Genomic DNA, 15178 nt, shown 5'->3' on the forward strand with positions numbered 1-15178 from the left:
AACCAAACAGCGGCAAACGAAGACTCGAAAAAGTCCTAGAAAGCCGCTGTTGTTTCATTAAATATGGAAAACAAGCTCGGCTCACCCTTTTCCAACCGACTCGCCCTTAACCAGACTCACATATACCCGCTCATGCTCCACTTTTTCTTCCCCAATCAGCTTAATCAGCTGCTCGGATGCCAAAGCACCCCACTTGCGTTTGGAGTAATCAATCGTCGCGAGGCGCGGCTGAGTATATTGTGTCAGCTCGATATTGTCGAAACCGATGATATGGATGTGTTCGCCAATCCGGAAATCCGTTTTCATCAACGTATTGTACATGCCAATCGCCATTTCATCGTTCAGGCAAAAAACGGCAACCGGTTCTTGGTATTCCCGCATAATTTGCTCGGCGGCTCGTTCCCCGGAATCCTTATTGAAATTCCCCTCGATCTCGACATAAATCAGATCAGAATTCCGCTCAATGGATTGTTTCGTTGCCTGCAGCCGCTGTCTGGAGTCGTAGGAATCCTTCGGTCCCGTTACGACATACAGTTTCCGATGGCCTCTTTCGATCAGATATTCGACAGCCAAAGTAGCCCCCGCTTTATTGTCCAGAAGAACATGATTGATGTTCGGATGGTTCAATTCACGGTCCAGCACAACCAATTTATGTCCGCGGTCCGCCAATTGCAGCAATTCTTCGCTAGCGAACGAGTGGTCCAAGACAACAGCCCCGTCAATCATACGCTGCGGCAGCAAACGGTGAGAGTAGGAGCCGCTGCAGACAATCAGATCATAACCTCGTTTATTCAGTACCTCTTTCATCCCCTGCAAGATTTCCCCGTAAAACGCTCCGCTAAAATCCGTCAAATAAACACCGATGATTTTGGAGACCCGTTTCTTCAACGTTCTTGCCGCGGCATTCGGAACATAGTTCAGCTCGCTGGCTATCTTCAAGATCCTTGCACTCGTTTCCTCCGTCACTTTGGGGTTTCCGTTGAGCGCATAGGACACGGTCGAGATTGAAACGCCCGCTTTTTTGGCAACATCTTTAATGCTGATCACAAAAACCGCTCCTAACATCTACACTTTCGTTTTCTTCTTACTATATCATAAAGCACTTTTTAAAAGGAAAAAGGCGATCCTTAAGATCGCCAATTTTTCTTACAGATACACATCAATCACATTTGTTTCTTCACTTAAAAGCGTTTGAAGATCCTGCGCGCTGATGCGAAGGCCACCCTGGCGATAACGGTTGGCGGTTGCTTCGGCAGTCACGGCTTTCTTGTTTACCGTCACATAACTTGCCGAACGATTTTCCAAGTGATAGATGAACGTCACCGGACGTCCCGCTGCTTGAAAATCAAACTGCAGCCCGTCTAATTCTTGCGGAAGCACTGGATCCAGGACAAGATCGCTACCTTCCATGCGAATACCGAGGACGTTAGAGATGAGCTGGTTCATATAAATTCCCGGACCGCTGGAATAAATTCTCCATCCGCCTTTGACCGGCACAGTACCTTCTTTCAACTCCCCAAAACGCTCCTGCGCTTCGTAACGCGTATTGAACTTCCCGTCCGAGCTGCTGAAGTAGGTATTGCTTTGACGCAGTTCCGCATTCGGCACTACACCGCGGATTCCGACCGGGTTAATCATCTCGAGCCCCTTCCAGGCTTCATTGGCTTTGCCCAATTTGGCCATGGCCTCGACAAAACGGATGTGAGCGTGCACGTACTGCAGTCCGATCTCCCTGCCGAAGTTAGCCGCTTGCTCAGCTCGCTTGAAGTTCGTGCTGATACCGCCGACATAGTTGGCAGGGCGGTTCATCAAGCGGACACCGTCCGGATAATACAGCTCTTTTTTAATAAGATTGTAATGCGAAATAGCCTGTTCCTCTGTTAACAGCTCACCGATCATACTCCTCGTCATCGGGAGCAGGCGATATTGAATCCCCGTCTTGTTATCCGTTGGATGCAGCAACAGTTCTGCTTTGCCTGGCTGCTCCATGTACAAGAAGCCCGGGATGACGTCCGTTCCCAGCATATATTTATTGAAATCAGCCTGAATGCCAGCTGCCAAATCCCTTAGTTCAACCCCCATCTGTTCATCAGCTTCTAGAAGCGCCGCGGACAATTGATTGAACACCTGATAGGTCAAAGCAACCGTCCAGCTGCTGACCATGTATTTCTTTAGCTGCGCATTGGCAGGCTGAAGCGTGTCATCCCAATCGCCATCGCCATAGGAAGAAAGATGAGTGCCATGAAGGAAGTGATGCTTGATGTAATCAATCTCTTTTTTGGCATGATCTAATAACGTTGCTGGCTCTTCCGTAAACTCGAACACATGCCGCTTCGTATATGGAACCTTCTCTTGTAAAATCCCGAAATCTTTGGTAGCCGCCAAATAATCACTTAATACTTTCAACGGCCACACGATGATATCGCCATGGCTTTCTTCCTGCTGAATCGCCGCATAGCGGTCGAACATAAACCACTGTGGCCAGTTGCCGTCGTCTTCGTACTGATGGGCATAGACGGTTTTGAGAATATCGCGCACTTCACCATATTTTTGCGTAGCCATGAAGTATTCAGCCGGTCCTTGGCACACATCGCGTGTTCCCCAAGCAGCGCCGCCATACTGTTCCAAACCGTGAGGGACGGAGTAGTGGACCAGCATATTGTGCGTATACCACCAAGCAAGCGTATTAACTTTCTCCAAACTTTCAGCAATTTCTCCGTTTTGCGATAGTTGGAACCCGTTCATCACGCTGGCAAAAAAGTCCCTGTAACGGCCAATCTCAGTAGCAGCATTAACTTCTGTGAAAGGCAGATCTTCATCCCGCAGAAGCCCCTGAATGGTTAGGCTCCATTCGCTGCTGGCGCCAAGCTCCATGACGACCGTAGAAGCGGCAAGGGGTTGAACATTTTGCGCAATCAGCGTTTCATTGCCTACTTGCATATCTGCGCCGGCAACACGCACCCGGTAGCATAGATGCGGCCAAACCTTCGCACTGTCGGACTCGGGAGACGCATAGAAAGACAACGTTTGCCCTTCTTGCTTGCAGCTAAACGGTGATTCGTATTCGTTGTTGTTCATCGTGATCTGATTCGTTACGAGGAAACGATACTTGTTGCCGCTTTCGGAACGAACTTGCAGATGGATTTCCGGCGTATCAACGGTCGTCAGATTCGTGATAACAAGCGTATCGTCCGCCATTTTGTAATACCAGCGCGCATAGTTGAAACCAAGTTCAAACATCGACGGCATCGTGAGCAGACGGTATTGGCCTTGAATCTCCACATACATGCGTTGTCCTGAAGTTTTCATCACATTCAAGGCATTCCGTGCATTTGTGAGCATTTTGTTGAACGACGTGTTGCCCACTACCACCTGCGAATTGAAGATACCATACATATACGAAGTGGTCGTCATGACGTCTTCCTTCAGGCGAGCATTATCGCCAGACATGAGAATATGACCGTGCGGGCGCTCTACGAGCAGCTCTTTTTCCTTCAGAATGACGTGTTCATGGGTTTCCGTGAAAAAGGCTAGCAGCCTCTCCCCGTCAAACTCTTCCTGGTGTCTGTTCGGGAAATAACGTTCAATCTCAGCTTGGTTCATTGACAAGGTGGTCAGCGGCTCACCTATATTCCCGAATAAAGTCACCTTATCGAGCTGCTGGTTGAATACATGGCTTTGAGCGCCAGCTTCTTCCCAGGCACGCGTGATTTCAGACTGATATTCCAGTCCTTGAAGTGTCTCCGGATGATCAGGTTTGAACAAGCCGTAGAACACAAAACGTGCCGTACCGTTCACTTTCACACGTTCAGATTGCAGCGCCGTAAACGCGAATTCATACTGGTACACTTCGTTCGCCAGGCTACTTTGGATTAACGCTTCAGGTACGTTCGTTTCCTTGTACGATAACCCGTAGAATTGGAAACCATCGGTCGAGTAGCCTACTACCTTGGTTAAAGCACTTTGCTGCAAATAGGGGAATGCCCCTTGTTGCGGCATATTTTGACGGGAGCAGACGGCATATCCGTTTGTACCATTTTCAAAAACCGCGTGGTCGATATATTGGGATAAATAAGCTTCGTTGCTGCGTACGGCACCTTTGTCAGCGAGGCCAACATCCTGACCGTATATGACATCAACTTCCGCGTCTTCCCCCTTCACCTGGATTTCCCAAAACCATATGTCATAAGGTGTCAGATGAAACGTTAATTCGTAATGGAGTCCTTCAGCGAAACCTTGCCAAGCTACTTTGGATGCCGAGTACTGTACCCTGCTAACCGAGCGAGCGCCCATTAACGGTACAATTTTGATACCATCAGCCGAATGTACGCGCAAATACAGGTTATTTAGAGATCCATCAACGGGATTGGCCACCCATTGGTTTATCATTATGTTCTTATACATCACTTCGCGAATATCCCCGCTGCTAAGGAAGGAAAATTGCAAATTGCCCGACTTCAGTTGAAAATCCGCCTGTTCGGCAGCTGCCATGTTGTTCACTCGCTTTCCACTTGCTTACTTTTTACTTTGTTAATCGAAATGAAAGTGCCTGCAAAACATCCCGGCTATTGGGACCTACGAAAACAGCGAACTCCCCGGCATCGCTTGTATAGGACAAGTCGGAATGATGGTAGCGAAGCTGCTCCTCCGTCAAGATGAAAGCGACTTCCTGAGCTTCGCCCGGCTGCAGCTTAATTTTGCGGAATCCTTTTAACTCTTTTAACGGTCGAACCACTTCGCCAGCCAGATCGCGCACATAGAGCTGAACGACTTCTTCTCCGGCGACATCTCCCGTATTTTCAACTTTCACCGTCACCTTAAGCGTCTGATTGAAAGCCATTCTATCTGATGAAATCGAAGCGTCGCTATAAGCAAATGTCGTATAACTCAAACCGTAGCCGAATGGATAAAGCGGCGCGTTTGGAATGTCCAAGTACTGAGAAACATAACGCACCTGAGCATCAGGAGCTCCCTGCGGGCGTCCGGTGTTGAAGTTGTTGTAATAGACGGGAACTTGGCCAACGGAAAAAGGAAACGACATCGTGAGCCTTCCCGATGGTTGGCTGTCCCCGTACAGAAGGTCCGCAATTGCCGCGCCTCCTTCCGTTCCCGGGTACCAAGCTTCCAGCACGGCATCCGCCACGTCGTACACACCGTGAAGATCTAACGGACGGCCATTGAATAACACGGCCACCATCGGCTTGCCGAGGCTTTTCAACTTGGCCGTCAGCTCCAGTTGAGCATCCGGCAAGCGGATATTAGACCGGCTGCCCGCTTCTCCGCTCATATCAGAGTGCTCGCCAAGGGCTAGCACGATCACATCAGCATCACGCGCCGCTTTTACTGCTTCCTCTAATTGCTCTTCCGTCATGCTTTCAATGTCGCTGCCTTGAGCCGTAACGATGCGGGACGTTTTTGATTTCAAGCCGTCATACAACTGAACGGCATCGTCTTTTGAACCTAGCCACGACCATGGGCCAAGGATATCTCCGTTTTGGGCAAAAGGACCGATTAACGCGATGTTTTGTTCCTTTTTAAGCGGAAGCACAGACTCGTTTTTCAAAAGTATGCAGGACTTTACAGCCAAATCACGCGCTGCCTGGCGGTGCTCCGCGCTCATGACAATCTCACGCTCGCGGTCCACATTCGCACCTCGATATGGATTATCGAACAGTCCCAGCTTCTGTTTCAGCTCTAGAATGCGCAGAACAGCTTCGTCGATCAAAGCTTCATCTACTTCTCCGCTTTCCACAAGCTGCTTCAGATGATCCTCATAACAGGTGGTCATCATTTCAATATCGACACCCGCCAGCAGGCTTTTGCAGGCTGCTTCCGCTTCATCGGCAGCCACGCCATGCGGAATCATTTCCTTCACTGCGCCCCAATCGGAGATGACAACACCGTCAAAGCCCCACTCCTTGCGCAGCAAATTGCGCATTAACCGCTTGTTGCCTGCGGCTGGAATGCCATCTACCGTGTTGAACGCCGTCATCACAAGCTCTGCACCTTCATCCAGTGCCGCTTTGTAAGCTGGCAGGTAATATTCCCGCAGTTGGCGTTCGGACATGTCGACCGTATTGTAATCGCGGCCGCCTTCCCCTGCTCCATAAGCGGCAAAATGCTTCACGCAAGCAGCAAGACGAGTTAGGTCGTTCTTCAAATCTTTTCCTTGATAGCCGCGGACAAAAGCCCTTGCAAACTCACCGTTCAGGTAAGGATCTTCTCCCGTCGTTTCCATAACACGTCCCCAGCGGGGATCTCGCACCAAATCAACCATAGGGGAGAACGTAACATGAACCCCGGCAGCGGACGCTTCCGCCGCAGCGATTGCCGCGCTTTGTTCAGCCGCTTCCAAATCCCACGAACACGCAATTGCCAGCGGAACAGGGAATATCGTTTTATAACCGTGGATAATATCCGCCATCACAAGCAGCGGAATTCCCAAACGGTTTTTTTTCATATGAGCTTCTTGTACGCCGATCGTTTCTATTGCGCCTGACAACCCGAGCACGGAGCCTGTATTTTTTACAATGTCATCGTTAATACCCATAGCCGCCATAGGGCCGGTTATTTGCCCCTCGGTTCCCGACCCTTCGAAGAAAGGCGCGGCCAACTGCAGCAGTTGGGATATTTTTTCTTCCAAAGTGAGCTCCTTAAGCAGGGCATTCAATTGTTGATCCGTCATCAAGATGCCTCCTTTGGCCTCATTCATTTGATTTCAATCTGAATAATACAGAGATCGAAACGTTTCGATTCATATTATAAACACTATAAAAAATGTCGTCAACCTATTAACGAAGACTATTTTCAGTAATCAAAACGTTTTTATTGTTTAAAAATAACTAGTTGAAAACGATATCAAGTTGTTTTATAATGACATCGAAACGTTTCTATTGACTGAAAGAGAGATTATGAGATATTTTTTATAGCAAATCGAAACGTTTCGCAGATTTATAGTATAACGTATTGTATTTCTATTATTTAGTAGGGAATCTGATTTTATTCCTGAAAGTATCCGGTTAAAAAATGTGTATATATAACTAATATTTTCATGAATAAGCGTGCACCCTATTAAACAAATGAAGAACAACTGGGAGGAAAAGGAAATGCGTAAATCAATCACCACAGTAATGGCCGGCACTTTGCTGGTAGCGGGAGTTCTTACAGGATGTGCTTCGAAAAGCACGCCGCAAAGCTCTGGAAATCCAGCAGCAGGCGGCTCGCAAGTCACATTGAATGTTTGGGGTATGGGGGAAGAAGCCAAATCGCTTCCGAAAATCGCAGAAAAATTCATGCAAGAAAATCCAACTATTAAAGTCAATGTACAAGCTCTGCCTTGGGACACGGCGCATGACAAACTCCTGACAGCCGTTGCCTCCAAGAAAGGACCAGACGTCCTTCAAATGGGGACGACCTGGATTCCGGAATTCGCATCCGCCAAAGCATTGATGGATTTGAAGCCGGAATTGAGCAAATATCCCGAATTCGCTGAAGCGAACTTCTATCCTGGAGCCGTCAACACAACCAAACAAGGCGACACGGTCGTTGGTGTTCCTTGGTATATCGATACTCGTGTCCTTTACTATCGCACTGATCTCTTAAAATCCGTTGGTTATAACGAAGCACCGAAAACTTGGGACGAGCTGTCCGACGCCGCTACGAAACTGGCTGCACGCGGCAACGGCAACTACGGAATTAGCATCGATCCAAAAGAACAGTCCTTAGAATTCATGTTCGCACGTCAAAACGGTTCCAAACTGCTGGACGGTAACAAACCTCTTTTCAACCAACCTGAATTCGTTGGCGCAGTTGATTACTTAAACAGCTTCTTCAAAAATGGCTCTGCACCGAAAGACCTTGGCATGGATATCGTTCCGGCATTCCAAAAAGGGATTGCGCCAATGTTCATCAGCGGACCATGGATGATCAAACTGATCAATGATCAAGCTCCTGACATTAAGGATAAATGGGCAACAGCAGTTCTGCCTAAGAAACAAAACAACATCTCTGCCTTAGGCGGTTCGGATCTGTCCGTCTTCCAATACACAGAGCATAAAGACGAAGCTCTCAAGTTCATAGCTTATATGAGCAAGCCTGAAACACAGTTGGAGTGGCTGAAACTAACTAACACATTGCCAGCAACGAAGAAAGCTTGGGAAGATCCTGCTCTAACGAACGATGCGAATTACAAAGTGATTGGGGAACAAATGAACGCTTCTGAGCCGATGCCTCTGATCAAATCTTGGGAAGAAATCGCTCAAAACTTTTTGAAAACTTTTGAAAATATTTATCGCGGCGGCGCTAACGTTCAAACCGAATTGGATGCTTTCAACAAAAAATCCGAATCCATCCTTTCTAAATAACGATAATTCTACTACACAGCTAGCCGGCTTTTGTCGGTTAGCTGTTCAATGCTGCAAGCACTTCATCCCTCGGAAAGGAGAGGATTTGTCATGAAGGGATCTGCCGCCAAAAGAGCGCCCTATTTTTTTATTGCTCCAACCCTTATTTTATTAACCTTATTCTCTGTAATACCGATCCTGATTGCTTTGGTGATCAGCTTCACGAATATGGATTTGGCCGGATTAGCCGATTATTCGAACATCAAGTTCATTGGTCTGCAAAACTACAAGGATGTACTTTCTGACTCGATTTTTATAAAAGCGATCTACAATACGTTGTTCTACGTTGTGATCGGGGTTCCTCTGGTTATCCTCTGTTCACTTGGCGTCGCTATCCTTATTAATTTCGGAACTTCCCGGATCTTCAAAGCGTTCCGAGTCGTCTATTACCTACCTTCCGTGACCAACGTTGTTGCCGTCGCTGTCGTATGGTTCTACCTGTACAATCCGACATTCGGATTATTAAATTACTTGCTCAAATTGGTTCACCTTGGACCTGTTCCTTGGTTGACCCACCCTATCGTTGCGAAAATATCGCTGATATTACTAGCGTTGTGGAGAGCCATTGGCCTCAATATGATTATTTTCATCGCCGGTCTGCAAGGGATTCCGAAATCCAACTATGAAGCAGCGGAGCTAGACGGGGCGACCCGTTTGCAGCAAATGTGGTACATTACGATCCCGATGCTGCGTTTTGCCATCTTTTTCGTTTCGATCACAACGATGATTGGTTGGCTGCAATTTTTCGAGGAGCCTTTCATTATGACTCAAGGCGGTCCTTTAGACAGCACGACTTCCGTCGCCCTGTTCATTTATCGCAATGGTTTCCAATTAAGCCACTTCGGTTATGCGGCAGCTGGATCATTCATTCTGTTCTTCTCCATCATCATCGTGACACTGATTCAATTCCGTTTCCAGAACAAAGACACGGATCTTTAATGAGAAAGGGGGCATAAATCATGTCCGCAAAATCTGCATCAACCCCGTCAGCAGGTTCGGGATCGAACGATCGGCTGCTCCAATGGTTAGCCGGCATTGTTCTGACTGTATTCGGGCTCGCGATGCTGCTGCCATTTATTTGGATGGTCTTGTCAACCTTCAAATCGGAAAGCGAAGTGCTCAGCATCCCGCCTACACTGTGGCCTAATGCTTTTACGCTCGCTAATGTGAAAAAGCTGTTCGTCAGCATGAACTTCGGTGTCTATCTGGGGAATACGCTCAGTATCGTTGTTTTCTCCTTCTTCGGGATGTTTCTGAACGCTATGGCGGGCTTCGGATTTGCCAAATATCACTTCAAAGGGAGCAAGGCGCTCTTCTACATTGTGCTCGCGACCATGATGATTCCCGGACAGGTAACCATGATTCCGGTTTATCTCATCCTTAATGCGATGCATTTGACAAACACGATGATTGGTATTGTTTTGCCAGGCCTTGTCGGCGCGTTCGGCATCTTCTTGTTCCGACAATTCATGGTCACCATTCCGGATGAATTGCTCGAAGCCGGCCGTATGGAAGGTGCCGGAGAATTCCGTACCTTTTTACAAATCGTGCTGCCGATTTCGAAACCGATTCTGTCCGTCCAGGGCATTCTGACCTTCATCGCGGGCTGGAACAGCTTCCTCTGGCCTTTGATCATCGCGAACGATGAGAAGCTATACACCTTGTCCGTTGGCCTCTCTTTGTTAAAAAGCCAATCCAACCAAAACTTTGCTTTACAGATGGCCGGCGCTACCCTGATGGTCGCTCCGATCATTGTCATCTTCATCATTTTCCAAAGACACATTATAGAAAATTACACCACTTCAGGCATGAAGTAAGTGAACGAACTGGCGAGCCCATGCGGCTTTCCAGTTTTTTTGTACGACAAAACAGATCACCTTGTGAGAGTCGTTCAAATATTTTAAAAAAAGTTTGCAACCTTTTCTTTCAGCCCGCCGTTTATGAGATTGTGAAAGAAATAAACAAACTATTATGAGGTGAAATTTATGAAAAAAATATTCAAAACGATGACTCTATCAGCAGCCACTGCTGTTTTCTCTTTAACACTTGTAGGACAAAGCTTCGCAGCAGCGCCGAGCTTTACAGATTTGGATAAAGTTGCAGCCAAGGACAAAATCATGGCCCTACAACAAAGCGGTATCGTATCCGGTATCACGCCTGAGTTGTTTGCTCCTCAAGCGGCGATGTCAGAAGCCCAAGGCGTTCAATTGCTTGTTAATGCATTCAAACTCAATCTGGATTTGGTGAAATTCGTAAAAGAGCCAAAAGCAACTGATTATTTCGTTAAAGCTACTAATGATGCTTGGTATGCCAATGCGCTTATCACGGCTGCCGTTAACAATGTTGAGCTCCCAAAAGATTTAGACCCTAATGCAACCTTAACCCGCGAACAGTTCACACATCAGCTCATTCACGCTATGGAAACATACGGTAAGCTGCCGCTGATTAATCCGGTTGTTGCAGATATTAAAGATAACGATCAAATTAACGTTGAATATTCCGGCTCCATCCAGCGCGCAATTAACTATGGGGTGATCAAATTGAGTGCAGATGGAAAAATGAATCCAAAAGCCGAAATCACTCGCGCGGATGCAGCAGAAGAAATTTTCAACGCCATTGAATATTTGAAAGCTCACCAAGCGCCAGCGGCTCCAACTGAAGCCCTTACAGCAACAGAAGGTGTGAAGCTGATTACGGAGACATTGGGACTTGTTGATACAGACATTCAAATCAAGATTGACCCGAACTCCAAAATGACTCGTGAGTCATTCACGAATCTGCTCGTTACGACGCTTCAATCAAGCGGTAAACTGCCTATGATTAAGGTCGTTCCAGTTGATATCAAAGATAACGACCAGATCGACATCTTAAATACAGGCGCTATCCAAACAGCGATTGCCATTGGTGCCGTGCAGTTGAATTCGGATGGCAAGTTCGATCCTAAAGCTGAGATTACTCGTGCTGATGCAACTGAAATTGCAACTAACGTTGTTGACTATTTGAAATCTCACCAAGTGCATTCAGATCCAGGTGCAGCCATTACTGCTACGGAAGGCGTAAGACTGATCACAGAAACACTTGGACTCGTTGGTTCAGACATCAACATCAAGATTGACCCGAACTCCAAAATGACTCGTGAGTCATTCACAAACCTGCTCGTTCAGACGCTTCAATCAAGCGGCAAATTGCCTATGATCAAGGTTGTTCCAGTTGATATTAAAGACAATGACCAGATCGACATTTTACACTCAGGTTCCATTCAAACAGCGATCGCTCTTAAAATCGTTAAATTAAATCCAGATGGCACCTTTAATCCAAAAGCTGACATTACCCGTGTTGATGCAACGGAAATCGCAAACAATGCTGTTGCAGCTGTCAAAGCGCTGCCGAACAATAAATAAGATACATGACTGCAGAGAGAGGACGCGTTCAGCGCCTCTCTTTTTTTAACATGGAGCTACCTATACTCCGTCCGCCTCCAGAATCCCCGCCCCATAAAACAAGGATAAACGACTTCGTCGTCCTTTTAGGACGAACGCGTTTGTCAAGGTAGATGCGAAAGGAATCGTTGGAGGAATTAATTTCCCTCCGTAGTTTAGCTTGTTAAGAGCACAGTGGGAGCGAATTTTGGCGGTGGAGAACACCCAACGCCGCTAAAAATTCAGCGTTCCTAAGACATTTGGCGGAGGGGGCATCCTCAGGAGAGCTAAGCTGGTTGGCCACCTAGAGGAACCGCTAGAGCGATAACTGCGACTGTAACAGCTATGTTGTATTTTGCGCAACCATCTGGCCGTAAAGGGGCCTCACTTCGCCTCTATATTGCACTTTATACAACGATTGTTGCATTTAAACCGCTTACAGTTCACCTTTTGCAACAAATGGTTGTATGTTGTGCAACGAAAGACCGCAATCGCGGTCTGACCACACCATTACGTTGTATGTCATGCAACGTGGCCCTTTAACTTTGCTGCACAGCCGTCTTTACAACGAAAAATAAAAAGCTCCGAGCTATCACTCGAAGCCTCCTCACGCTATCCATCTCTTGCCTTATCGAAATTGATTAACAAACTACGCTTCAAAGTGATACTTTTTCTTCGCAAACCGTCCGATTACATTCACTAATCCGTACATAATAATGGATAGAAGCGCCAACATCGCAATGCTCACCATGACCATGTTCATTTGGAAAACTTGGCCACCGTAGATAATCAAATAACCGAGTCCCGCTTTAGAGGACAGGAATTCTCCCATAATGACGCCGACCAGCGTCAAACCGACATTGACTTTTAGTGTAGCAATCAAGTTAGGTATACTTGCCGGCAGCAGCACCATCCTTAGCATCTGCGCCTTGGTTGCACCGAAGGATTCCATGAGTTTAAGCTTTGTTTTGCTAATCTCTTTAAACCCGCTCTCCACCATAATAATGGTGACGATGACCGATATGGCCATGGCCATCCCGTAAATCGAGTACTTATCTCCGAGCCAGATGTAAAAGATAGGCCCAAGCGCAACCTTTGGCAATGCGTTCAATACGACGACGTACGGTTCCAATACCTTGGAAGCAAAGGTTGACCACCAGAACACAACTGCTACGAGCGTACCGAACAGCATGGACACGACGATACCGATGAAGGTTTCAACGGCTGTAGTCCATGTATGCTTCAACAGATCGCCATGAAAGGCAAGCTCTTGAAAGGAGTGGACAATTTGCGAGGGTTTGCTGGTTAGCATGGAGTCCACCCACTTCATATTGGCGGCAAATTCCCACAGCCCCAGGAACAAGATGAGTACCAACAGTTGGGTTAGGCGAACCGCCCACAGCCTGCGCTTTTGAACCCGAAGATATTGTCCGTATTGAACTGACGCTGCCTTTTCCGGAATTTCCGCAATCAAGGCCATCGATTGTTCCTTTCTCGCTTCTGAACCTATACTTGGCTCACTAACCGGCAGTGACGACATGTCCTTCCAACTCCCTCCAAATTTGATTAAAGTATTCATTGTAACCGGCCGCTTCTCGTTTGTTCCACGGAGTCAACGTCTCTCCCTTACCAAGCTCAATATTGTAAACGGATGAAATCGTGCTTGGCCGCTTGGACATGACCATGACCCGGTCTCCCATGCTGATGGCCTCGGATATATCGTGAGTGACAAGCACGGCGGTCTTCCCTTGATCTTTGATGATCTTGAAAATTTCATCGTTAAGCGTTATCCGCGTTTGATAATCGAGAGCGGAAAACGGTTCATCGAGCAGCAAAATGTCCGGTTCCGTCACGAGCGTACGGATTAAGGCGACTCTTTGGCGCATCCCGCCTGAGAGCTGTGCCGGACTATGATGGGCAAAGCCGCCTAACCCGTAGCGGTCCAGAAGCTCCATGGCTTTCCGCCTTGCTTTCTGCAAATCCATCTTGCGTACCTCAGCGCCAACGAGCAAGTTGCTCAAAATATCGCGCCATTCAAACAAATGATCATGCTGCAGCATATATCCCACCTTGGGCGAAGTGCCGATCACTTCCTGCCCGTCAATCAACACATTGCCTTTTGTTGGTCTATACATGCCGGAGATCAGAGAGAGCATCGTACTCTTCCCGCAACCGCTTGGGCCAACAATGCTAATAAACTCACCCGCTTGAATCGACATATTGATTTTGCGTATCGCCTCGGTCTCTTGCTTCAAAGTAAAATAGCTGAGGCAAACATCCTGCAATTCAATTTGCGCCATCTGTCTATTCCGCCTTCCCGATTTTTTTCACAAAGCTCATATCCACAACAGCGTTGATGTCAGCTACTTTCTGTTCGGGTTTCAGCACACCGTTATCGATCAGTACCTTTTGCAGCGTGTCAAATTGCTGGGCATTCAATTCCGGCACGGCCGGCCAAGTATCCTGCTTCATGTACCGGTCAACCGATTGAATAATAATGTCTTTGGGCGTTCCATCAAAAAACGGCATCAATGCGTTAGCGATTTCGTCCGGAGATGCGGTTTGCATCCATGCTCGACCTTTGACTACGGCATTGACGAATTTCTGGATAATGACAGGGTTTTTCTTTATGTAATCGGAGGTGGCCACATAAGAAGTTTCAGGGAAAGCACCAAAATCCTGTCCAACTGAAGCAACATAATGAGCTTTACCTTCCTTCACCAAGCTGGACGCGATAGGCTCGAAGACTTGAATGTAATCCCCTTTGCCGCTTGTGAAAGCTCCCGCCATGGCCGTCGAGGCGATATTCGTCACAACGTCCGTCTGAGCAACCTTTTCTTGCGTCAATTTCGTGTTCAGCACCATTTGCGGCGCACTGCCAGGCCTCCAGCCAATGACCGACTTGCCTCCCAAGTCGCTCCATTTGAAATTATCAACCTTATTGCGAGAGAGTAAAAAAGAGCCGTCCTTCATCGTGAGTTGGTGAAAGATTTTGAGTGTTTTATCGCCTTTTTGGTTATAAATGTAGATGGCGGTCTCGGGTCCGACAAGCGAAATGTCGGCCACGCCGGCGATTAGTGCAGCCGCTCCTTTGTCCGAGCCTTGCGCGGTATTCATATCCACGTTCAGCCCTTCCTCTTTAAAAAAACCTTTTTCCATAGCAATGTAATGCGGCGCATAAAAAACGGAACGGATAACCTCAGAAAACTTGACGGTTTGCAGAGCTTCCTCCTTCTTCTTCTCCGCTGCTGCGGCGGGCGCAGTTGTCGAAGACGTTGTCGAGCTACATCCAGTGGCAGCTGTCAGGAGCATAGCGGCAAATAAAATAATGGCGGTTTTCTTCATTTTTAGCATGAG

Annotated in this window: 10 protein-coding genes; 4 read left to right on the forward strand and 6 right to left on the reverse strand. The window is 47.4% G+C overall.

Translation table 11 applies throughout. The annotated features are described in order from the left end of the window. Nucleotides 1–81: 81 nt before the first annotated feature. From ACKTT9_RS27600 to bglX, 3 genes are all read right to left on the reverse strand, one after another. Nucleotides 82–1047 (reverse strand): LacI family DNA-binding transcriptional regulator, encoded by a 966-nt coding sequence (locus tag ACKTT9_RS27600; RefSeq protein WP_127455911.1) that lies wholly within the window; start codon nt 1045–1047, stop codon nt 82–84. A 99-nt stretch (nt 1048–1146) separates the two neighbouring features. Continuing rightward, nucleotides 1147–4491: a GH36-type glycosyl hydrolase domain-containing protein gene (locus ACKTT9_RS27605; RefSeq protein WP_407873131.1), complete on the reverse strand. Its 3345-nt coding sequence runs from the start codon at nt 4489–4491 to the stop codon at nt 1147–1149. Nucleotides 4492–4522: 31 nt separating this feature from the next. Further along, nucleotides 4523–6685, reverse strand: a complete 2163-nt coding sequence (gene bglX / locus ACKTT9_RS27610) for a beta-glucosidase BglX (protein ID WP_407868434.1) — start codon at nt 6683–6685, stop codon at nt 4523–4525. 421 nt (nt 6686–7106) lie between these two features. On the opposite strand from bglX, the gene ACKTT9_RS27615 reads away from it, so the two are divergent. The 4 genes from ACKTT9_RS27615 (at nt 7107) to ACKTT9_RS27630 (ending at nt 11803) form a co-directional block, all read left to right on the forward strand. Beyond that, on the forward strand, nt 7107–8363 hold the full coding sequence (locus ACKTT9_RS27615) for a sugar ABC transporter substrate-binding protein (RefSeq protein ID WP_407868435.1): 1257 nt from the start codon (nt 7107–7109) through the stop codon (nt 8361–8363). A 90-nt stretch (nt 8364–8453) separates the two neighbouring features. Further along, nucleotides 8454–9341 (forward strand): carbohydrate ABC transporter permease, encoded by an 888-nt coding sequence (locus ACKTT9_RS27620; RefSeq protein WP_127455908.1) that lies wholly within the window; start codon nt 8454–8456, stop codon nt 9339–9341. 20 nt (nt 9342–9361) lie between these two features. Next, nucleotides 9362–10219 (forward strand): carbohydrate ABC transporter permease, encoded by an 858-nt coding sequence (locus ACKTT9_RS27625; RefSeq protein WP_127455907.1) that lies wholly within the window; start codon nt 9362–9364, stop codon nt 10217–10219. A gap of 168 nt (nt 10220–10387) precedes the next feature. Next, a complete protein-coding gene (locus tag ACKTT9_RS27630) occupies nt 10388–11803 on the forward strand; it encodes an S-layer homology domain-containing protein (protein ID WP_407868436.1) in 1416 nt (471 codons plus the stop codon). A 667-nt stretch (nt 11804–12470) separates the two neighbouring features. On the opposite strand, the gene ACKTT9_RS27635 is transcribed toward ACKTT9_RS27630, so the two are convergent. Genes ACKTT9_RS27635 through ACKTT9_RS27645 form a run of 3 tightly spaced genes read right to left on the reverse strand, consistent with a single transcriptional unit; the run spans nt 12471 to nt 15175 of the window. Beyond that, nucleotides 12471–13361: an ABC transporter permease gene (locus ACKTT9_RS27635; RefSeq protein ID WP_407868437.1), complete on the reverse strand. Its 891-nt coding sequence runs from the start codon at nt 13359–13361 to the stop codon at nt 12471–12473. Beyond that, a complete protein-coding gene (locus tag ACKTT9_RS27640; protein ID WP_407868438.1) occupies nt 13342–14121 on the reverse strand; it encodes an ABC transporter ATP-binding protein in 780 nt (259 codons plus the stop codon). Before ACKTT9_RS27640 ends, ACKTT9_RS27635 begins: the two co-directional genes overlap by 20 nt. 4 nt (nt 14122–14125) lie before the next feature. Continuing rightward, complete coding sequence (locus ACKTT9_RS27645) at nt 14126–15175, reverse strand: ABC transporter substrate-binding protein (protein ID WP_407868439.1); 1050 nt, start codon at nt 15173–15175, stop codon at nt 14126–14128. Between the last annotated feature and the right edge of the window lie 3 nt (nt 15176–15178).

It is taken from the genome of Paenibacillus sp. P36 (assembly GCF_045866505.1).
In the GTDB taxonomy this organism is placed as follows: domain Bacteria; phylum Bacillota; class Bacilli; order Paenibacillales; family NBRC-103111; genus Paenibacillus_E; species Paenibacillus_E chondroitinus.